Here is a 19,641-nt window from a genome sequence, read left to right on the forward strand (position 1 = left end):
CGGTTCATCCCCGCGTGGGCGGGGAACACACTTCCGCGTAACGAATTGATCGCACGAAAGAATCACGATGTCAAAGAACGCCACCAAAGTTCCCGCTTCGTTCCGCAGGCTCAAAACGGCGGCTTCAGCGGGTCCTCGGCAGGCGGCGCGGGCCTGAACTTCACCAGCAGAAAACCGTCGAAATCGGCCTGCTCCCGCCGGTTCGCGCCTACGGTGAGAAAGTCGAACCCGGCCTCGTTCACCGCCGTCCACGCGATTACGGCGTTGCCCTCGCCGATCATCGCGCAAACCTCGCCCCACATGCGCTCTCGCGCGCGCCGGGAGTAATTGCCCACATAAACGCCCGCGCGTACCTCAAGCAGCCAGAGCGAGAGCCGCCCGCGCAAGCGTGGCGACGCGTTCTCAGTTACGATGACCATCATCGCCGGATGCCTCCTCGCGCGGGATGGCCGCATCTGTCGCCTCGGGGGCCTCTTCGGGAGGCTCCAGGCCGCCCGCCCTGAGCACCTCCTCGATCAGCGGAATGATGCGGTCGAGGATCTTCGCGCGGCGGAAGCTGTCGCGGCAGGCCACGCGCACCTGCCGCTCGGCCGGCGTGCCGTCTCCCTTCCCCTTGGCGACGCGCGCCGCCACCTCGAACGCGGTCGGCACCACGGTCTCGAACTTCACGATGTCGGCGATGTCGTAGACGAAGCTCTGCGGCTTGCCGCGATGCAGAAAGCCGATGGCGGGCGCGTATCCTGCCGCCAGGATCGCCGCTTCGGAAAGCCCGTAAAGGCACGCCGTCGCCGCCGAAAGGCACTGGTTCGGAAGGTCGCCCTTGTCCCAGTCCTTCACATCGTAGTTGCGCGCCTTCCATTCGACGCCGTAGCGGCGCGCGAGCAGCTTGTACATCTCGCGGACGCGCACGCCTTCGATGCCGCGAAGCTGATCGATCGAGCGTCGCTCGGGCGCGGGTTCGCCGAAGCGCAGCTCGTACATCTTGCGCACGACGTTGAGCCGCGCCGTTTCGTCGAGCGCGTTCTTCGCCTGATAGAGGAGCTTGTCGGCGCGCGCTCCGCCCGGCTGGCCGGACGCGTAGAGGCGTACGCCCCCTTCACCCACCCAGACGAGCAGGCAGCCGACGCGCGCGGCGAGCACCACGGCGGCGTGACTGACGCGCGTGCCCGGTTCGAGCATGAGACAGGCAAGCCCGCCGACCGGGATCTGCACGCGCACGCCGTTCTGGTCGACGAGCACGAACGCGCTGTCGAGCACGTCGAGTTCGCCATATTGCAGGAACACGATGCTGGCCCGGTCCCGCATGGGGATCGGGCGCAGCGGTATGAACGGTGCTGGCGCGGCTTCGGCCATGGCTCACCCCCGGCGGATGAGCATGAGCCCGCAGCCGAAGGCTTTCGCCTTGCCGAAGCCGTCGGGCAAGCGCGCGAGGAACAGCGCCGGATCGGTCACTTCGATCAGCCCCTCGAAATCGAGCACGCCGAAGATTGCCCCGTCGCCGCGAATGCGCGGGATACGGACGGTTTCGTAATTCGAGGCGCTGAGGAAAACCTTGTCGCCCTCCGCGTCGGGGTTCGGAACAAGCGCGAAGCCGGCCTTGCGCCCCTGCCCTTCGAGCCACGCGCGCGCAACCCTCGCGGTCTCGGCCTCGCGTTTTTCCGCCCGCTCGGTCGGCTTCAGCCTTTCCTTGTCGGTCGGTTCCGTTCGCTTGTCGCGCGTCCGCTTGCCTTCCAGCGGTTCCAACGCGGCCATCACGATATCGCAGCGTTGGCCGCGAACGCGTCCCTTGCCGTCGCGCTTCTCCTCTCCCGCCTCCCATGCGCGCTTGAGGCTGACGACCGGGTTGGCGCGAAGCGAGAAACGCAAGGTGTCGCCCGCGTTGAGCTTTGGCGCGAACTCCTGCGTGTCGAGATCGAACAAGCGGTGGCGATTATCGGGCGCCTCGCGCGACAGGATGTAATATTCGCCGGGCGATTTCTCGCGCCAAAGAAACAGCCGCTCCTTGCCGCTCGCATCCACGATGGGACGCTCGCTGCCGTCGTTGAACAGCATCCACACGATGCGGTGCGCCTGCGCGAGGGCGTCGCCTTTGGCTATGCCCAGAAGAGCACGGGCGAGCGGCGCAAGCGCCTCGCCGCGCCCAGCCCGAAGCCGCGCGCGAGAAAAGTAGAGGGTGCTCATGTCTGCCCCCCCCGCGGTGCGATCACCGCCTCTTGCCGCACGCCGAACCGCCATTTCGTCCGGCTTTCCGGCACGTCGCGGCGCTGTTCGATGCGTGTGCTCGAAGCCGCCGCAGGATCGTCGGCGTCGCAGTAGACGGTCGGCTTAGGTGTAGCCTGCCCCTCGCTCTCGAAATAACTCTTCTTGAACTCCGCGACGCGCTTCGTCGCGTCATCGTAGACGGAGAAAGCAGCGAGCACGTCGTCCGCCTCAACAACCTCCGGCGCGCAAGGAAGCATCAGCGGATGCGATTTCCGACCGGCGTAAAGGTTGAAACGCGGAGCCTTCAACGCTTCGGCGATGCTCCAGAGCGAGAACGGCGCTTCGATGACGCCCGTCCTGAACCACAACGCAGCCGTCGAGAATGCGTTCGTGCGGTATTCACGCGTGGAGAGCGTCGTCTTGAGTTCGTGTTTCGCTACGGCGAGTTCGTCAGCGCGCGTGGCGAAACGGCGATTGCGCTTTTGCGGTGGCACCTGCGCGGTGTGATAGTCGTAGGCGGGCTGCCCCGGCTGATCGACACGCACCGCGAAGTTCAAGAGACTCAGCGCATCGATACGATGCTGTTCCTCGCGCTCGATGCCGAGCGCCGCCGCGACGAGCCCGAGAACGCCCGATTTCGAGGGCCGATTGGACGAGTTCCGCCACTCCCCGGGATCGTATTTCATGCCGAAGGACGCCATCGGCGCGGCGATGGTGAAGACGAGATAGTTGCGCATGGCGTCACTCGCTCGCCGCGAAGGCGACGATCTGTTCGAGCGTGCTGTCGTGGCCTGGATCCCAGGGCCGGCCCGGTATTGCGCGAAGCGTGCGCGCATCGTCGAACAAGGCGCCATAGACGCCGTTCATCTGCGCGATCAAACCGCCCTTGCGGTCATCGCCTTCGAGCGCTTCGACCGACTTCGCAAGGAGATCGTCGCCCCAAACAGGCTTGAAGAACGCCGCCGCGAGACTGCGCGGCTGCTGGCTGCCCTTCTCGACGCGAAGATAATTCGCGAGTGCGTGCGCGGCGAAACTGTTCTGCTTGCCTGAGGGCCGCGCCTTCGCGAAGCCTTCCACAAACGCCTCGATCGCCTTCCGCGCCAGCGCCGGATCGCCCCCGAGGTTCTTCAGCAACAAGTCGCGGTCGATGCTGGCATAGAGATAGAAGACGCCCGAGCCGAAGCCCAATTCGCCGATGAAGCCCGCGCCCGCGTCTTCCGCGCTCGTCTTCAGATCGTCCACGGCGGTATAGAAGTCGTCCTCGACCACGACCTTGTGCGTGGTGATGGCGTGCGCGACCTGCACCGCCGCTTCGCGGTTATAGTCCGGGTTGTCGGCGAGCATGCGCCCGAACATGGCGATATCGGCCGCCGTATCGGCGCGACGGAGGAGTCCGGCGGCCAGTTCCGCCTGCTTCTTATCTTTGAAAGCGTCGATACCGTCTTTAACCAGCCTGTCGGCAAGCTCGAACGCGGCGACCTTTTCTTCCGGCGAAATGAATGCGAGCTGCTTGATATTGGTTTGAGGCTTGTCCTTGGCATCTTCGATCTTGCCGAAGATGCCCGCCACGATGCGCGTGATTTCGAGCGCTTTCGCGTCATCGACGCCGCTCTTCCTGAGATGCGCCGAAATGACCTCGCCAAGCCGCTGCGTGCGCTCGCCGAGATTGCCCGCGAGCCGCTCCCTGAAATTGGCCGAGGTTCGGATGGCGCGCTTCAGCGCTTGGCTCGAAATGCGCAGGCGTTCCGCGCCACCGAACTTCGCCGTCTTGGGCCGGCCGGTGTCGTCGCGGTTGAGGTTCGAGGGCGCGTAAACAGTAAGGGCGTGAAGCTGAATGAATTTCGTCATGATGCTTTTCCTTTGAAAATGAGTGGAGTCAGGCTGCGGGCTTTTCAGTGGACGTTTCTTCTTTCGGATTGTCGCGAGGGGCCGCTTCACCTGCCTGCCAGTAGTCGAAGGCGAAGCGCATGCGTGTGCGCTCGCTGTCCCAGTTCATGATCAGATCCGCGAGATCGCCAACGTTTGCCGTGCCGCCCTTGAGAGCGACGAGACGGCGAAACGCGGTCAATATCTCGTCGTCGCCGCTGGTGGAGAGAAGTCGGCGCAGACGAAGCTGACTGAGTTGCGCCGTAGCGTCGTCGCCCTTGTTCGGACCGACCGATGACGCAATTTTCAGCGTTTCGTTTTCGCGGACATGGGCGAGCACAGCCGCCAGCACCCCCACGCGGCGGAGCCTCTGTTCGTTGCCGCTGCCGACGCGCCGGAACAGCAGCGCCGTTTCGCGCTCGGCCGCGGCCTCGACCCAAGTCGAAGAACGCCGAAGCTTCGCGAGCGCGGCCCGGTTGCCGCCTCCGTTGGCGTTGGCGACTTCGCCGCTTTTTGCGGGCTGGAGCGATTGCCACCACTTGCGTGCTTCGTCTCCAATCTCGTTCTTTTTCGCTGTGCCGATTTTAGGTGCGGCTGTACCGATTTGCGCGCCCGCCGTATTCGCCGATGCTTCGCTCATGCCGCTTTCCTCCGGGTTCCGTTCGCCTTCTTCTCTGCTTTTTCCGGCCGCTCGACGCCGAGCGCCTTCCAGATTATCGGCCCGCTCAGGCCGAAGAACAGCATGCTGCGCGCGCTGACGATGTTCTTGAGGTCGGGGCTGTCAGGGGCGTCGATGGGTGCGAGATCATCGAAAATGGCAAGCGCGGCGGTGCGGATCGCCGCGCGCCACGCCTCTTTTGCCTCGACGTAAACCTTCGCGTCGGCGTCGTCCGGGGCTTTCACCGCGAGATCGCGAAGCGTGTCGTAGAAGGCGTTCTCGGTGTCGGCCCAGAAGCGCGCGCGGGCGGCGGCGAGCGGCGCCTTGCTGCTTTCGGGCTGAGCCTTCTTCTTGTCGGTGTAGAGGGCGGTCTTCAAGGCGCTGAGAAGGAGCTGCGAGGCTGCTTCGGCCGCCTGCACCATCGCCGTCGCACAGCCTGCTAGGTGATAGTCGCGTTCTTTATCGCCGGTGGAGATCAACGGCAGCATCGCCTCGGTAAAGTCGAGCGGCTTCATCTTGTCCATCGCATAGCCCGCCGCGAGCAGGCCGACGCTGTTCGGCACGGAAACTTTCAGACCGATATCGACCGCACGAGCATGCAGGAAGGTGGAGACGACATGCGCCGGAAGCGACGTCTCTTCTTTTTTGTCGTCCTTGCTCTTGAGCGTCAGCCCGATCCAATCCCTGTAACCGACGCCCGATACCTTGAAATGCAACGGCAGCCAAATTTCGCCAAGCTCCTTGTCTTTCGACTTGTAATAGGGGCTGAGCGGGTGGGGCCATGTGTGGGTTGGGTAATATGTCCCATAGGGGCGCGTGACGTAGGACGTGACGATCACAGCGTCCGTATCGCCCGTAATGGCGCAACGCTCGCCATTTCCTGGCGTGAACGTGAGCCGAATGCGCCGCGGCATCCCGAAAAACGCCTGGGCAAAATGGGTGTGGGCGGGAGTCGTGATCTCGTCGTTATGCGACGTGCGCGTCGGCACAAGCCAAGGGATCACTTTTGCCGCATCCTCGGGGGCGATCTTCAATCCCTCCGGTGTGTTCGCCCAAAGAAGCTGCCAGAGAGTCGGCGCTCTGCTCCCAATCCTCGGGATTACCAGAGTGGTGGACGGGCCGCCACCGCGCAGCGACGTTCGATGCCCCCGTCCCCCGGCCGGTGCACCGGCCTGCAAAGCAATGAGCGCGAGAGCCGCGCCGCGCCGCGACAGTGCCGAAATCGTTCCTTCCTTGACGAAGTGGCCAGCGGGCGTTTCCATGAAAAGAGAAGCGATGGGCTCGCGCGCGGCGTCGTTCAGCAATTCCAGATTTTCAAAATCCTGGAAGAAGCGCGGGCCGTCTCCGTCGAGCACCAGCGCGCGGGCGAAGGGCGCGATGGCGGCATCGATTTCGTCGGGCGTGGGCGGCGTCTCGAAGCGGTCCGGCCAGTCGTAATTGTCCGTTGGCCCCATGCTGATAGCGATGAGACCAATCAGGAATTCGGTCACGCTGATGTCGCAGTCGGCGCGGCCGGTGTCGATGCGCAGCAAATCAGTGCGGCCGATATCGCGGAGTCGAATGAATTCGCGCTCCCCCTCGACCGTGGCGACGGGCAGCCAAGGCTCCGCCGCGAGCGAATAAGGCTCGGTCATAACGAAACTCTCTTTTGTAAAATGGCCACGAATATTCAGTCAGTGAGCGCTGAGTCGCGCTCACCGGAAAGCCTCGGATCAGGCTTGTCGACTGGTATATTAAGGGTGCATCGTCAGATGAGGCAGAGCCGCCGCGCCGCTTCGTTCATCAGTCGGAACGACTCGCGAAACTGAGCCAGATTCGGGTCGAGAAACTGCACATCGGGTTGGGGCAAACGACCGGGATCCATTGCCCGGATATATACATAGCGCGGATCGGTCAGGGCGAAAATCACGTCCCCCGTGGTCAGCCGCATGGCCTTGGCGATCTGAGCCGGAGTTTCACGCCGATCATGTCGCGCCTTGATTTCCGCGACCTGCTCTTCAGACAAAATGATGTTTTCCGCAAAATTGCATTGCGGTTCGTCGTCGATGACGGTATCCAATGGTATCTCCTGAATTCGTAGCTGATAGGGCAAAAGATTTAGGACAATGAACCGGGATGAGCTGCAACTCATCGCCGGTTCTTTTTGTGCGCGCTTGAGCGGCCCGCTGACAATACGTATACGACCTTTTACCTTCCGTCAATCCCCCCACCCTTGGTGATTTCACATACCGTTAGGAACGGCATACCTTCTGTTTTTTCGGCGGGAGGGCAACCCCGCGTGGGCAGGGAACGATTTACCGGCTCACATTCCGTTCTAACGTCATACCGGTTCATCCCCGCTCGGGCGAGGACAAGCCGGACGCTAAAGCGTTCGCGCGAGACTGTCAAACGGGCGGGCGCCGACATCGGTCGAAAGTGGCCCGCATGGCGTCGACAGAATGCCACGAGGCGCGCGGCAATGCGATTATCCGGGACATCGCCTGGCACGTTCAACGAACTCTGCTCCGCGTGGCGGCTTCAAGCAGGCGGAGCGCAGAACCTCCATCCGCAGCGCCGACCGCTCACGCCTCGAACCGCAGCCCCAGCCGGTCATCGTAAACCGCCGTAGCCGCCCCCTTCTCACGCTCCACCGAACCGCGCCACGGTTCGCCATCGCCGCCTCGCGCCAGAAGCAACAGCGGGATTTCCCGCTCCCACCTGCCCCAATCCTTCTTCGCGGCGTCGATGGCGCGGGCGAGTTCGCCTTCCGGCTTCGGCACACCCTTCGCAAGCCGCTCCTGCACGCGCACCTCGGACAGCGCCCATGTGCGCCGAAGCGCCTCCGCACCTTCGCCCTCAAGCTTGCGATACGGGACCACCGCACCGCCTACCAGCCGTGCGAGCCTGAACGTCACCGACGGCCCGTCTTCGAGGCGCGTTGAAACATCCACGTCCGCCGACCACCCTGCGTTGTCGCGGCCATAGCCGTCCTTGAGCGAAAGGAGGTTGATATCGGCCACACACTTGCCCGATATCGCGTTTGCCTCGGCTTTCATCGACGCGGCGTCCAAGGCGGCCGGATAGTCCAGCGGATCGGGACCGTAAACCTTCGCGATGAGGTGGCGCAGCCCCTCCGGCGCGCGGATTTCGCCCGCATCGAACAACGCCTTGGCCGAGCGCCAGATCGCGCCGTGATGACGGTAGACGGCGGGGGCGCGCTGGCTCATGCCGCGATACCAGTCGGCATCCACCGCGCCATCGGGGTCCGGCGAGAAGATCAGCAGTTCGCGCGGCGCGAGGCGTCCTTCGCGGCCGGGATGCCGCCACAGCCTTCCCGCGCGCTGGATGATGAGATCGACCGGGGCGAGGTCGCTCACCATCGCGTCGACATCGTAATCGAGGGACTGTTCGAGAATCTGCGTCCCGACGAGAACGAAGCCGCGCCGCTGCTCCGGCGTGCTCCCGCGCCCCAACAGCGTCTGGATTTTCGCCTCGCGGTCGATGCGATCCCCCATCGCGAAGCGCGCGTGAAGAAGGAGCGGCTCAAGCCCCGCCTTCTCCAGCGCCTCGCAGGCTTCGATGGCGTCGTCCACCGCATTTCTGATCCACGCGACCGGCGCGCCGTCCCTGGCGAAGGCTGCCACATGCGCGACGGCCTCATCGAAGGTGGCAATGCGGCGGACCGGAACGCTTCGGCAAAGCTCCTCGCGCGCTCCGACGGGAGTTTCATCGACTGCGCCGCGCCGTACGGCGGTTATCAGCGGATAAGCGGCGCTCGAAACGCGCCCTCCACTAATCCCGGCGCCGCTTCGCCACGCAGCAATGAGATCGTTGCGCTTACTCTCCGCGAGCGTTGCCGACAGGATTATGGTCGACCCGCCGAGCGCGGTATGAAATTCGATCACACTCTCAAGCTCGCGCGAAACATAGGCGTCATAGCTGTGCGCCTCGTCCACGATCAGCACGCGGTCGGCAAGCGCCCAGAGGCGAAGCGCCTGATATTTGCGCGGCAAGACCGCGAGAAGCGCCTGATCGACGGTGCCGACGCCGACATGGGCGAAGAATGCCTTGCGCCGGTCGTCCGCGATCCAGCTCGCGCAAGCGTGCTGCGCCGTCTCGTTGGCGTCGTCATGAGCCGGAAAGCGCGCCGGTTTGGACTCACCGGGGTCAAATATCGAGCCCGTGAAGCGGTCGTCGAGATTTCGTCGGCCATGCGCGAGAACCAGGGATGGCGCCGCACCGTCAGCGAACAGCTTGCGATAAACGCCAGCCAAACGGCCATACATGGCGTTCGATGTCGCCATGGTCGGCAGCGCGAAGTAAATGCCGCTTGCGGCGTCGGCCGCGAGCAGGCGCTCGGCAAGGATCAGCGCGGCCTCTGTCTTTCCCGCGCCCGTCATATCCTCGATGATGAACAGATTCGGCCCGGCGCTGATCGGGATGGCTGCGGCAGCCGTTTGAAGCGGGCTCAGTTCGGCGCGTCCGCTGCCCTTGGGCAGCAGGTCCGAAGGATCGAAAGCCTCGCGCGCAGAAGCAGGCAGGATTCCAGCCCTTTCCACCGCCTCGACCGCCTGAGCGCGCGCGTGGCGCCAGTAGTCGGACAGATCGCCGACCGTCTCGCGATACGCAAAGCATTCCTCATTCGAGCCGATCCAGTCGGCGAGGACGACGAGACCCGCAAGCGCCCAGGAGAACGCCGCGAGCTGGCTCGCTGAGGGCTTTCCGAGAAGCACGGGGCCAGCGCAGGGGATCAGCGCGAAAGCGCGGTCGATGAAATCGTTGATCGGGGGCGCGATCGTTTCTACGCTCCGCTTCCACAGGGTCGCGCTGGACGGAATATCCATCGGGCGCCCGTGATGCGACATGACAGCGGTCAAGAGTTGCGAAATACCGCTTGCGCGAACTCCCGGAAGTTGCGCCTTGAAAAATGACCCAAGTTCGAGGTCACGGGCGATCCCGAAACCAAGCACGGTGTGATGGAGCGGCGCCTCCCCCGTGCCCGTGAAGCGGCGCAGTTCCTCCGGGCAGCGATCGGGAAGCTTCGACTGAAAATCGGGATGAAACTTGCCGAGATCATGAAGTGCGGCAAGCCGCACGATGAGGCCGCGAAGCGCTTGAGGGTCCGCGTCGAGAAGCGCCGCAAGCCGTTCGAGGCGTCTCGGGAAGCGCTCAAGAAGAACGTCGGCGACGGCCGCCACATCGAGCAGATGGCACGGCAGCGCGTGCAACTGAAGCGATCCGCCAGCACCGGGTTGGGACTTCGCCCAGAACGAAAACATATCCATCGATTATCTTCCTAAATAAATACTTGTATAGCAGCACGCATGAACCTTGGCTACGCCGAGACGATGAGGGTCGTCGGAGCGGGCGATGAGCGCACTCGACCCGAGGTGGACGCAAACACGCTCCAGTTGCAAGTCCGCTCGTCCCTTCCCGGAACGCCGTCTTTTCGCGCCTCGCAGCCGCTCAAAAATTGCGGGCCTGACGAGTCGCTTCCCGATAGGACCCGGCGTGAACGACACTGTGCATCAGCCGTTGATCTCTCACGAATAGATGTTGCATTTTCTCCAAAATTGCATAGAACTCATTGAAGATTAGGAAGGGAATGCACGCAATGTTTAACCTAGGTTGTCTCAGCATTGAGCCGATGTGAATAAGTCATTCTCCTAGGATATCTGAAATAATATTAACCGCAATTTTTGCGTGCGTCGATTATTGCGCTTAGTCAATATGATTTTGCGCGTTATCAGGTCGAATAGATAGTTTTTAATATTTTTATATATTAGCGTTTTTGTCGCTATAGTTTGTTGCTTCGGGTGCTGCGTTTCACCCGAAGTGCGGTAGCTTATAAAAGCTGATATCCGCAGCTTAATTGCATACAATTCCTTGACGTCAGCGCATTTCTATCAGGCAGAACATCGAGAGTACCTTCAATTAATCTCGTCGATGAGTTCAGCAGTCTTCGCGCAGACGGCCCTCGCTGCACTCAGTCGGACACAGGGGAGCGCCTCCTTCTTGGTAGAAGTCCCAGTCGCCGAAGCACCTGTCGCGGACTCGGAGTTCCGATGCTCCCCACGGTCGGAAGCACGCACGAAATACATGATTTCGATCATCCTGCTGACCTACAATGACGAGTGCCAGATCGCGAACACTCTGGCCTCGATCGCGGACCTGTCCGACGACATCATCGTCGTCGATTCCTTCAGTTCCGATCGCACCGTCGAGATTTGCCGCAGCCACGGTGCCACCGTCCATCAGAACCCGTTCGTCAACCAGGCCGTGCAGTTCAACTGGGCCTTGGACAATTTGCCGATCAGGCACGATTGGATCCTGCGGCTCGATTCGGACGAGATCATTCCCGACAAGCTCAAGGCGGAGATCCTGGCACGCGTCGGCCGCGAACCGGGCGTAGCCGCCTACGCCCTCAACCGCCGCGTCTACTGGATGGGGCGGTGGCTGCGCTGGGGCCGCATGTATCCGCATTTCATCGTGCGCCTGTTCCGCAAGGGAAAGGCCCGCTACGAGGAGCGCACCGAGGAGCATCTCGTCGTCGACGGCGAGACGAGCCGGATGAAGAACGACTTCCTCGAGGACAACAAGAAGAACCATCTCGACTACTTCACGGAGAAGCACATCGCCACCGCCGGGGGAGAACTCGGCGAGATCCTGCGCAAGGTCGACAGCACCACCGACGCGATCGCGGTCAGGCCGCGCCTCCTCGGTACCAAGGTCGAGCGCACCCGCTGGTTCAAGGAGCGCCTCTATTCCCGGGTGCCCCTCTTCGCGCGGCCGTTTCTCTATTTCTTCTACCGTTACGTCATATGCCTGGGTTTCCTCGACGGGCGTCCCGGGCTCATCTGGCACGTCCTTCAGGGCTTCTGGTATCGCTTCTACATCGACTCCAAGGTCTACGAGGCGCGGCTAAAGACCAATCCGGGCAAGCCCGTAGACTACCGCAAGATCTAGGTCGCAAGAAACCACGTCAGGGACGAAGCATGAGCCAGATCAAGCCCTTCTTCCTCGATCTCGACGACAGCGAAATCGCCGGCATTCAGGCGGAGATGGGCAATATCCTGCGTTCGGGCCAGCTCATCCTCGCAAAGCACACCGAGGCTTTCGAGGCCGAGTTCGCGAGCTACGTGGGCACCAGACACGCTGTGACGTACAACACGGCGACGTCCGCGCTTGAGGTGCTTTGCGTGCTGAAGGGGGCCAGGGGCAAGAGGATCGCGGTGCCCTCCAATACCAATTTCGCTTCGGTCGAGGTCATCGTGCGCGCGGGCGGCCAGCCGGTGTTCATGGACATGACGCCCGAGTTCTACGCGCCCAATCTCGACCTGCTGAAGTATACCGTGGAGAAGCATGGCGTCAGCGGGGTCATGTGGGTCCATATCGGCGGCATCATCACTCCCGACTTCGCGGAAATCGCCGCCTATTGCAGGAGCCGCAATCTGTTTCTGATCGAGGACTGCGCGCACGCCCACGGCAGCTTTCTCGGCGGCAAGAGCGCGGGGTCGTTCGGCGACGGCGGGGCGTTCTCGTTCTTCCCGACCAAGGTCATGACCACCATGGAAGGCGGCATGATCGTGACCGACAGCAAGGAGGATGCCGATCTCGCGCGCTCCTTCCGCAATCAGGGCAAGCGTCATGCAGCCTATGGCGGCCTGCATTACGACCACGGCAACAGCTGGCGCATCAGCGAGATCGCCGCATACATGGGGCTCGTGCAACTCGCCAAGCTCGATCGCATGGTCAAGACCCGTACCGACGCCGCCCGCATCGTCTCGAACCGGCTGCGCCAGATCGGGATCGATTTCTGCGAGACCTCGCACATGGACCAGGCCAGCACCTACAAGCTGATCGTCCGCCTTCCGGACGGGGTCAGCGCCGACGCCGTCAAGAAGAAGCTCGCCGAGCGCGGCATCATCTGCGGCGGCGGCGTCTATGAAGTGCCGTGCCACCTGCAGCCGGTTTTCGCGGATATCCCCTGCGACCGGGCCGACCTCAAGACGACCGAGATCTGGTGCCCTCGTCAGATCTGCCCACCCATCACATCCGGCACCACGCCGGCAGATGCCGACCGGATCGCCACCGCAATGGTCGAGGCGCTGGGATGAGCGGCTCGCGCCACGACTATGCCATCGTCGGCGGCGGGATCGCCGGGCTCGCGATCGCCGAGGCTCTGGCGCGCTCGGGTTTCGACGTGCTGCTGGTCGAGCGCAACGAAAAGCTCTGCCAGGAGGCAAGCGCCAGCCACCACGGCTGGTTCCATTTCGGCTCGCTCTATTCGATCTTTCCGCAGAACCAGTTCCTGCGCACCATGGTCGGCGGCGTCGAGGATCTGCTCGATCACTATGCGGGTTTTCCGGGCTTGAACATCGCGATCACGCCGGAAGGGCGGCTGGCCTTCCCGCAGACGGGGGGCGCCTGGTTCCGAGACGAACCCATCGAATACATCGTCTCGGCGCGCAACGATCCCGACTTCGACATGCGCTCCTTCGAAAGCGTCAGCGCCTACGCCCGCAAGGTCTTCTTCCTCATGACCTGGGAACTGGCGATCAAGCAGTTCATCAGCCGCCATCAACGCTTCCACAAGCACGACTGGTCCGGCGGCGTGGCGGCCTCGCAGTGGATTCCCCGCGCCGGCTTCGCCGACTACTCGCGCGAAGTCATCACCAAGCCGGACCACCCCGGCATCAACCTCGACATCAACACGCACTTCCGCATCGTCGGCTATGACCGGCCGATGCGTTCCGCAGCGATCGTGACCGACCTCGTGCGCAGTTTCATCGGCGCAGGCGGGACGATCGAGGTGGGCGCGGAAATCGAGCATGTCGAGCGGCTCGGTCAGGGAGCGCGGCTGACAACCGCTGGCGGGCGGCGGATCGAGGCGGCAAACGTCGTCTTTGCTGCGGGCAAGTGGCTGGGCCGATTCCTCTCCCGGCAGGAAGACGTGAAGGTCGTCGCTTCGCCATTGCTGGTCGCTTGGCCGGCGGTGGCAGACCACCATTTCGTGCGCATGACGCCTTTCGTCGACCGCAGCGTCAATCATCTGCACCACGAGATCGGCGGGCGGCGCTATTCCGTGATCGGTGGGGGATATTTTGCCGACCCGAAAGACGAGGCCGCCGTCACCCACGCCACCGAGAAGCTCGTCGAGATGGCACGGCGCGTTTTCCCGGCCCTCGCGGACGCCCGCATCATCGAAACCTACCAAGGCTACAAGACGGAGATCGTCGCCCATTCGGGCGAGCGCAACTACCAGTATTTCATCCGGCAGGTCGGCGACGGAATTCACGTGGTGGTCCCCGGCAAGTTCTCGCTCGGGTTCAGCCTCGCGGTCAACACGGTCCGGCGGCTCACCGGAAAGACCTTGCCACGGGAGGTGAAGCTGGCGAATGCCGAAGCAGCGCGACCCTATGTCGGCATCGCGCGCCACGCAGCCTGCGTCGCGCCGGAGCCAGTCGCCGCGGCGCCGGTCGCGGCCTGATATCCTCCCGCGGTTGACGGAGCCTGGATGCCGCGCATTCCGGCGAAGCAGGCGTGTAGCGAAAGGTCAATGGGGCGAATGATCAAATCGGGCGATCCAATCTTTCAGAAGTATTACGGCGATCCGAAGTACGAACTCACGCTGAAGTTCTATACGCTCGTGCGCCGGTATCTGACGCCGGGATCGCGCGTCCTGAACCTCGGCGCAGGCAGCGGTGACGGAACTCCGTGGGGCATCAGGCGAGGCGAGGCGACGGAACTGGTCGGCGCCGACGTCGACGCGGCGGTGATGGAGAACAAGGATGTCGACCGCGCCATCCTCCTGAGTGGCGACACGCTGCCATTCGACGACGAGACATTCGATCTTGCGTTCAGCGACTACGTCGTCGAGCACGTCGAGCGACCGGAGGTATTCCTGCGCGAGGTCTACCGGGTGTTGAAGCCCGGCGGCGCCTATGTGTTCCGAACGCCCAACCAGTACCACTACGTCGCGCTCGTCGCGCGGGCGACCCCGCACTGGTTCCATAAGCTGGTCGCCAACCGGATGCGCGGCCTCGCGGCAGAAGCCTACGAGCCGTTTCCGACCTACTATCGCATGAACACCCGTGGGGAGGTCCACCGCCTGGCCGTGTCGTGCGGCTTCAGTCGTGTCGACATTGAAATGCTCGAAGGTTTCCCGGCCTACCTGATGTTCAACTCGCTCCCCTTCCTTGCCGGCATGGCCTACGAGCGATTGGTCAATAGCTCTCAAAGCCTCGGAAGTCTGCGGGCCAACATCGTCGCCGTTCTGGTGAGGTAGGCCGGATACCTTCCGCATGGGAATCCACTTCACACGCGGCAGCGCAAGATGAGTGGACCGTTTGCAGCCGTCGCCACGGGTATCGACTGTTCGATCCGCGCGTCGGCCTCGCCGGCGAACCGCTCGCCGAATGCACCTATGACACGCTGGCGGTCCATTCGAGCCGTCTCGCGGACCTTCGCAACCGACAATCCTGAGGGCTACATTTTCTTTGGTGCTGTCGCCACTTGCCCCGTGCTGAACTGTTCGGTTCACCCCCTTCCGTGCGTCCCATGATGCAAGCGCCCCCCGCCAGAGCCGCAGGGCCTCGCCGAGACGACATCAGCAAGCTGGCTCTCGGCTGGTCGGCCCTGATCGGTGTCCTGTCGATTGCCGAGCTTCCGCGCGAATGGTGCGCTGCGGGAGTGGCGGCGTTGACGCTCGGGCCGCTGGTCGCCATCTGGACGGCTCGACGGCAGCTGCTGGTCAACGATCCGATCGTCGTGCTCGGCGCCGCCTGGATACTGGCCGTCACACTTCCAGTGGCGCTACCGCACCTCTACAAGGACCGCATGTGGCACGAGCTGCTGCCGACCTCGCTCGACGAGGCGGCGCGCTGGATGTATCGCGGCTGGGCAGCGATGTGCGTCGCCTACTGGCTTTGCCGCGCCCTGTCACGACCGCCGCGCGCGCGGCCGCCGGATTGGCGGGACACCCGCCTGCAGGCGCTGATGCGGCGATGGATCGGCGGCCTCGGCATCGTCGGCGCGGTGCTGTTCCTCGTCGTCCGCGGTGGCCAAACCTCGCAGCTGACCGAAGATATCGCCATCGCCGACTCGACCGGGATGCAGATCCTCTTTCTGCTGAAGGAGCTGGGCTACGCCTACATCTTCCTCTACTTCTACCAGCGCGGCCGCGAACCGCCGGGGAACACGGACCGGATCATCTTCTGGCTCAACCTCGCTGTGCAAGTCGTCATCGCCGTCGGCTCGGCGAGCAAGTACGGCATGATGATCATGATGGCGGCCTGGGTTCTGGGCGCCGCCAGCGCGCCGTCGCGGCTGGGGCTCGTGAAGGAAGCGCTGATCGGCGCCGGAGCTGTCGCCGGGATCCTCTGCGTATCCTACTTCGTCGCGGCCTACCGTGGCGAGCTGATCTCGCGCGTCATCCCGAACAATGCATCGATCGTCGAGATGGTCGCATTGCAGCTCGACGTTGCCCGGGCGGCCGTTGCCACCATCCTCAGCGGCGAGCAGATCAAGGGTTACTATGCCGACGGTTATGACAGCTCGTTCATCCTGGACCGCTTCGCTCACCTCTCCTCGTTCGCGCTCTTCATGGAATTCATCGGCTTCCAGTCGGCCTACGAGAATGCCCTTGCTTCGGCCGTGGCACCTGTCTTCGCTGTCATTCCAAGCGCGCTCATTCCCGACAAGGTTCACTTTTTCGACTCTGCCGATTTTGCCCGCTTGTACGGATGGTCACACGGGGGACTGTCCATCGCGCTACCCGGCAGCTTCTTCTGGGCGTGGGGGTATGCCGGCATCCTCGTCGGCATGGCCGTGCTCGGGTGGCTGATCGCCTGGATGTGGGTGCGCGGTCAGGGATGGGATTCGACGGCGCTGCTTTACCGGACCGTGGCGATTTCCGCGGTGCTGGCGCTGCTCGACGTCGGCGTCACCTTCCAGATGATCGTGATCCCGGCGGCGCGCGTGTTCATTCTCGTTTCCCTGCTCAAATGGGCGCTCGGCAAGGTCGTCGCCGGGCGGCGTCCGCAGCCGCTCGCGGCCGCCGGTGGACCAATCGCCCGGGCTCCGATCCAGCGGTATCACATGCCCGACCGCGAGCGCTCGCGCACGCCATGAGCCCCACGCGCACGCCATGCCCCACGCCGATCACTCCGCAGCTGTCGCAATTCAGCAACCCGCACTTCGCCCGCGGCCGACCGGCATTGATCGAGGCGTTGTGGGTTGTTGTTGCAGCGCTTTTCGTCTCGTCCTGGTTGCCGGGCTACGCTCATCGCCGTGCGGTTTTGCGCTTGTTCGGCGCCCGCATCGGCCGAGGCGTCGCCATCAAGCCGGGCGTGCGCGTCAAGTTCCCCTGGAAACTCGAAATCGGCGACCATAGCTGGATCGGCGAGGACGTATGGATCGACAATCTGGACGAGGTGACCATAGGCGCCAATTGCTGCCTGTCGCAGGGTGCTTATCTGTGCACCGGCAGCCACGACTGGACCGCCTCTCGCTTCGATCTCCTGACGAGGCCGATCCGCATCGAGGATGGGGCCTGGGTGGCGGCTCGCGCAACGGTGGCGCCAGGCGTGACGGTCGGACAAGGCGCGGTGCTGGCGATCGGCAGTGTCGCCGCGACCGACCTCGAACCGTGGGGGGTCTATCTCGGCGTGCCTGCGGTCAGGATCAGGGAACGGCGGATCGCCGCTTGACCGGATCGGGACACGACGCGCGCAGCACATCGCGACGCGAGCGGAGCCACATGATTGCGGTCGTGGAACGAGCGGATCCCATTCCTTTCGGATGTTGTCCGGCGGCCGCCGGTAGCTCGGTACAAGGGTAGTGTTGCCACAATGAGCCTTGCTCAACTCGAAAAGATCCGGCGCTTCGAACTTGCCCAGATCGCAGCGATCATAGAGCGCACGACGCCGAAGGGCGCGCGCCTTCTGGATATCGGCGCGGGGACCGGCTGGCAGGCCCGTCATTTCGCCGATGCCGGCTACGATGTCACGGCCGTCGATATGCCAAGCAGCGTCTACCTGCATGATCGGGTGTTTCCCATCGTCGAGTATGACGGCCATCGCATCCCCGCCGGGGACGCCACGTTCGACGCCATCTACTCGTCGAACGTGCTTGAGCATATCGCCCACGCCGACGCCTTCCAGCGCGAGATCCGCCGCGTCCTGAAACCGGGCGGCGTGGTCGTGCACGTGGTGCCGAGCGGAAGCTGGCGGCTCCACTCCAACCTCTCGCACTACCCCTATATCCTGAAGCGGGCGGCCGCCATCGCAAGGAGGCGTCCCGGCGCGGACGCCGCCGCACATCAAGGCTCGGCCGGACGCCCGGGCGACAGCGGCGGCGCGCGTCGCTGGGAGCAGATCCTCTTCCCCGCCCGCGATGGCGAGGTCGGCAATGCGCTGACAGAGATCTGGCATTTCAGCCGCTGGCGCTGGCGGCAGCTGTTCGAGCGCAATGGCTGGCGGGTGGAGAGCCGCGAATCGAACCATCTCTTCTATACGGCCAAATATCTGCTCGGTTCGAGGCTCTCCATCGCGGCGCGATCACGGCTGAGCCGCATCGCAGGCGGCTCGTGCCACGTCTTCGTGCTGCGCCCCAAGGTTGCGGCATCGAGCGCGTTTGAAACGGCAGCCGAAACCGGCCGCATCGAGGTGCCCGGCACCGTAGCCGTAGCCGCGCCCGCCTCGGCGCCGCTGCGTCGCGATCCGCGGGTGTTGCTCGTCGGCCCGCAGCTTGCCGGCGGCGGTGCCCAGAACCGGTTCCGGCTCGCGGCGCAGCACATGTTCGGCGGCCGCGTCTCGACGGCGGTGCTGAACGGGGGAAGCGAGGTGATGTTCGGCCTCCCGGTGCTTGATCTCGGCCGCACGGGCGTCGCAAGCTATCCGCGCGTCATCGCGGCCTTGCGACGGCACATCGCGAACGGACGTTACGATGCCGTGCTCGGCTTCGGCATCTATCCCAACATTGTGGTCTGGGCCGCCCTGCTGGGGCAGCGCCGCGGCCCGGTGATGATCCTGTCGGAAATCAATTCGCCGCGGCGCGAGTATCTCGAAGACCCCACCTCCCCGCGCGGACGCGCCCTGGAATGGCTGCGCCATCGCGTCTATCGCTCGGCGGATTTCTTTGCAGCCAACTCGATCGACGGCATCGTCGACGCGGTGACATACTACGGCGTGGACCCCGGGCGTACCCGCCGCTTGCCGAACCTGGCCGATCCCGCCGAACTGCACCGCCTCGCCCGGGAGCCCGCGCCCCATTCCAGCCAGGGCGTGCCGTCGATCTGCCTCGTGTCCCGTCTGTGGCCGCGCAAGCGGGTTGACACGCTCCTGGATGCCGCGGCGCGACTGCCGAGGGACATCGACTGGCAAATCGATATCGTGGGCGACGGCGGCAGCCGCGAGGCCCTCGAACAACGCGCCGGGCGGCTCGGTCTTTCCGGCCGGGTCGTGTTCCATGGCTGGCTCGCCAACCCCCATCCATTGGTCGCGCGGGCCAGCGCCAGCGTCCTCTGCTCGGAGTACGAAGGCTTCTCGAACTCGGTCCTGGAGGCGATGATGCTCGGCGTGCCGGTGGTCACGTCCCTTTGCACGTCCGATGCGGCCGACATGGTCGAGAAGGGGGCCGCGCTCGGGTTTGCGATCGGCGACGACGCGGCCTTGGCAGCGCATCTGACGCGCCTCCTGACCGACCCGCAGCAGCGCCGGCAGCTCTCGCAGGCGGCAAGGATCTACGCCAGGGCTCACGAGCTTCCGGGTGCCGTCGCCACTTACGAGCGGCTCGTGCTCGATGCGATCGCGGCGATCGGCGCGACGACAGGGCGAACCCGGGTGCCCTCCGCCGAGGTCTTCGGCACCCACGCGTGAGGACCACACCAAACGCCGCAGCAGCCCGCATCAAGCTCGGCCGCCGTGGCCACATAC

The 19,641-nt window shown here is 64.0% G+C and carries 16 protein-coding genes; 7 read left to right on the forward strand and 9 right to left on the reverse strand.

What is annotated here, in order from left to right:
• Positions 1-110: 110 nt before the first annotated feature.
• From cas2e to cas3, 9 genes are all read right to left on the reverse strand, one after another.
• Complete coding sequence (gene cas2e, locus QM659_RS14645) at positions 111-422, reverse strand: type I-E CRISPR-associated endoribonuclease Cas2e (RefSeq protein ID WP_415188974.1); 312 nt, start codon at positions 420-422, stop codon at positions 111-113.
• Complete coding sequence (gene cas1e, locus QM659_RS14650; protein ID WP_415188975.1) at positions 403-1,353, reverse strand: type I-E CRISPR-associated endonuclease Cas1e; 951 nt, start codon at positions 1,351-1,353, stop codon at positions 403-405. Before cas1e ends, cas2e begins: the two co-directional genes overlap by 20 nt.
• A gap of 3 nt (positions 1,354-1,356) precedes the next feature.
• Positions 1,357-2,181, reverse strand: a complete 825-nt coding sequence (gene cas6e, locus QM659_RS14655; RefSeq protein ID WP_415188976.1) for a type I-E CRISPR-associated protein Cas6/Cse3/CasE — start codon at positions 2,179-2,181, stop codon at positions 1,357-1,359.
• Entirely contained in the window at positions 2,178-2,939 is a 762-nt protein-coding gene (gene cas5e / locus QM659_RS14660) for a type I-E CRISPR-associated protein Cas5/CasD (protein ID WP_415188977.1), read from the reverse strand. The genes cas6e and cas5e overlap by 4 nt, the downstream gene beginning before the upstream one ends.
• Positions 2,940-2,943: 4 nt before the next feature.
• A complete protein-coding gene (gene cas7e, locus QM659_RS14665; protein WP_415188978.1) occupies positions 2,944-4,050 on the reverse strand; it encodes a type I-E CRISPR-associated protein Cas7/Cse4/CasC in 1,107 nt (368 codons plus the stop codon).
• Between the two features lie 28 nt (positions 4,051-4,078).
• Positions 4,079-4,708, reverse strand: coding sequence for a type I-E CRISPR-associated protein Cse2/CasB (gene casB, locus QM659_RS14670; RefSeq protein ID WP_415188979.1), 630 nt, complete (start codon positions 4,706-4,708; stop codon positions 4,079-4,081).
• Complete coding sequence (gene casA / locus QM659_RS14675) at positions 4,705-6,360, reverse strand: type I-E CRISPR-associated protein Cse1/CasA (RefSeq protein ID WP_415188980.1); 1,656 nt, start codon at positions 6,358-6,360, stop codon at positions 4,705-4,707. Before casA ends, casB begins: the two co-directional genes overlap by 4 nt.
• Before the next feature lie 113 nt (positions 6,361-6,473).
• Positions 6,474-6,785, reverse strand: coding sequence for a hypothetical protein (locus QM659_RS14680; protein ID WP_415188981.1), 312 nt, complete (start codon positions 6,783-6,785; stop codon positions 6,474-6,476).
• A 502-nt stretch (positions 6,786-7,287) separates the two neighbouring features.
• On the reverse strand, positions 7,288-9,990 hold the full coding sequence (gene cas3 / locus QM659_RS14685) for a CRISPR-associated helicase Cas3' (RefSeq protein WP_415188982.1): 2,703 nt from the start codon (positions 9,988-9,990) through the stop codon (positions 7,288-7,290).
• An 814-nt stretch (positions 9,991-10,804) separates the two neighbouring features.
• Between cas3 and QM659_RS14690 the strand changes: the two genes are divergently transcribed.
• From QM659_RS14690 to QM659_RS14720, 7 genes are all read left to right on the forward strand, one after another.
• Positions 10,805-11,671, forward strand: a complete 867-nt coding sequence (locus tag QM659_RS14690) for a glycosyltransferase family 2 protein (RefSeq protein WP_415188983.1) — start codon at positions 10,805-10,807, stop codon at positions 11,669-11,671.
• 29 nt (positions 11,672-11,700) lie between these two features.
• The gene (locus tag QM659_RS14695; protein WP_415188984.1) at positions 11,701-12,822 is read left to right on the forward strand and encodes a DegT/DnrJ/EryC1/StrS family aminotransferase; all 1,122 of its coding nucleotides are present in this window, start codon (positions 11,701-11,703) and stop codon (positions 12,820-12,822) included.
• Positions 12,819-14,195, forward strand: a complete 1,377-nt coding sequence (locus tag QM659_RS14700; RefSeq protein ID WP_415188985.1) for an NAD(P)/FAD-dependent oxidoreductase — start codon at positions 12,819-12,821, stop codon at positions 14,193-14,195. The genes QM659_RS14695 and QM659_RS14700 overlap by 4 nt, the downstream gene beginning before the upstream one ends.
• A gap of 27 nt (positions 14,196-14,222) precedes the next feature.
• Entirely contained in the window at positions 14,223-14,993 is a 771-nt protein-coding gene (locus QM659_RS14705) for a class I SAM-dependent methyltransferase (RefSeq protein WP_415188986.1), read from the forward strand.
• 272 nt (positions 14,994-15,265) lie between these two features.
• On the forward strand, positions 15,266-16,837 hold the full coding sequence (locus QM659_RS14710; protein ID WP_415188987.1) for a hypothetical protein: 1,572 nt from the start codon (positions 15,266-15,268) through the stop codon (positions 16,835-16,837).
• Positions 16,834-17,415, forward strand: coding sequence for a putative colanic acid biosynthesis acetyltransferase (locus QM659_RS14715; RefSeq protein WP_415188988.1), 582 nt, complete (start codon positions 16,834-16,836; stop codon positions 17,413-17,415). Before QM659_RS14710 ends, QM659_RS14715 begins: the two co-directional genes overlap by 4 nt.
• A gap of 141 nt (positions 17,416-17,556) precedes the next feature.
• Positions 17,557-19,584 carry a glycosyltransferase gene (locus tag QM659_RS14720; protein ID WP_415188989.1) on the forward strand — a complete coding sequence of 676 codons (2,028 nt, stop codon included), beginning with the start codon at positions 17,557-17,559 and terminating at the stop codon, positions 19,582-19,584.
• Positions 19,585-19,641: the final 57 nt, after the last annotated feature.

The sequence above is a fragment of the Rhodomicrobium sp. genome, assembly GCF_047605405.1.
Lineage (GTDB): Bacteria > Pseudomonadota > Alphaproteobacteria > Rhizobiales > Rhodomicrobiaceae > Rhodomicrobium > Rhodomicrobium lacus.

Excerpts from the sequence above, each read along its gene's own strand:
- cas5e (WP_415188977.1), bottom strand. The coding sequence starts at position 2,939 with ATGCGCAACTATCTCGTCTTCACCATCGCCGCGCCGATGGCGTCCTTC.
- QM659_RS14695 (WP_415188984.1), top strand. The coding sequence starts at position 11,701 with ATGAGCCAGATCAAGCCCTTCTTCCTCGATCTCGACGACAGCGAAATC.
- cas2e (WP_415188974.1), bottom strand. The coding sequence starts at position 422 with ATGATGGTCATCGTAACTGAGAACGCGTCGCCACGCTTGCGCGGGCGG.
- QM659_RS14710 (WP_415188987.1), top strand. The coding sequence starts at position 15,266 with ATGATGCAAGCGCCCCCCGCCAGAGCCGCAGGGCCTCGCCGAGACGAC.
- cas7e (WP_415188978.1), bottom strand. The coding sequence starts at position 4,050 with ATGACGAAATTCATTCAGCTTCACGCCCTTACTGTTTACGCGCCCTCG.
- casA (WP_415188980.1), bottom strand. The coding sequence starts at position 6,360 with ATGACCGAGCCTTATTCGCTCGCGGCGGAGCCTTGGCTGCCCGTCGCC.
- cas1e (WP_415188975.1), bottom strand. The coding sequence starts at position 1,353 with ATGGCCGAAGCCGCGCCAGCACCGTTCATACCGCTGCGCCCGATCCCC.
- QM659_RS14690 (WP_415188983.1), top strand. The coding sequence starts at position 10,805 with ATGATTTCGATCATCCTGCTGACCTACAATGACGAGTGCCAGATCGCG.
- QM659_RS14700 (WP_415188985.1), top strand. The coding sequence starts at position 12,819 with ATGAGCGGCTCGCGCCACGACTATGCCATCGTCGGCGGCGGGATCGCC.
- cas3 (WP_415188982.1), bottom strand. The coding sequence starts at position 9,990 with ATGGATATGTTTTCGTTCTGGGCGAAGTCCCAACCCGGTGCTGGCGGA.
- cas6e (WP_415188976.1), bottom strand. The coding sequence starts at position 2,181 with ATGAGCACCCTCTACTTTTCTCGCGCGCGGCTTCGGGCTGGGCGCGGC.
- QM659_RS14705 (WP_415188986.1), top strand. The coding sequence starts at position 14,223 with ATGCCGCGCATTCCGGCGAAGCAGGCGTGTAGCGAAAGGTCAATGGGG.
- casB (WP_415188979.1), bottom strand. The coding sequence starts at position 4,708 with ATGAGCGAAGCATCGGCGAATACGGCGGGCGCGCAAATCGGTACAGCC.
- QM659_RS14720 (WP_415188989.1), top strand. The coding sequence starts at position 17,557 with ATGAGCCTTGCTCAACTCGAAAAGATCCGGCGCTTCGAACTTGCCCAG.
- QM659_RS14715 (WP_415188988.1), top strand. The coding sequence starts at position 16,834 with ATGAGCCCCACGCGCACGCCATGCCCCACGCCGATCACTCCGCAGCTG.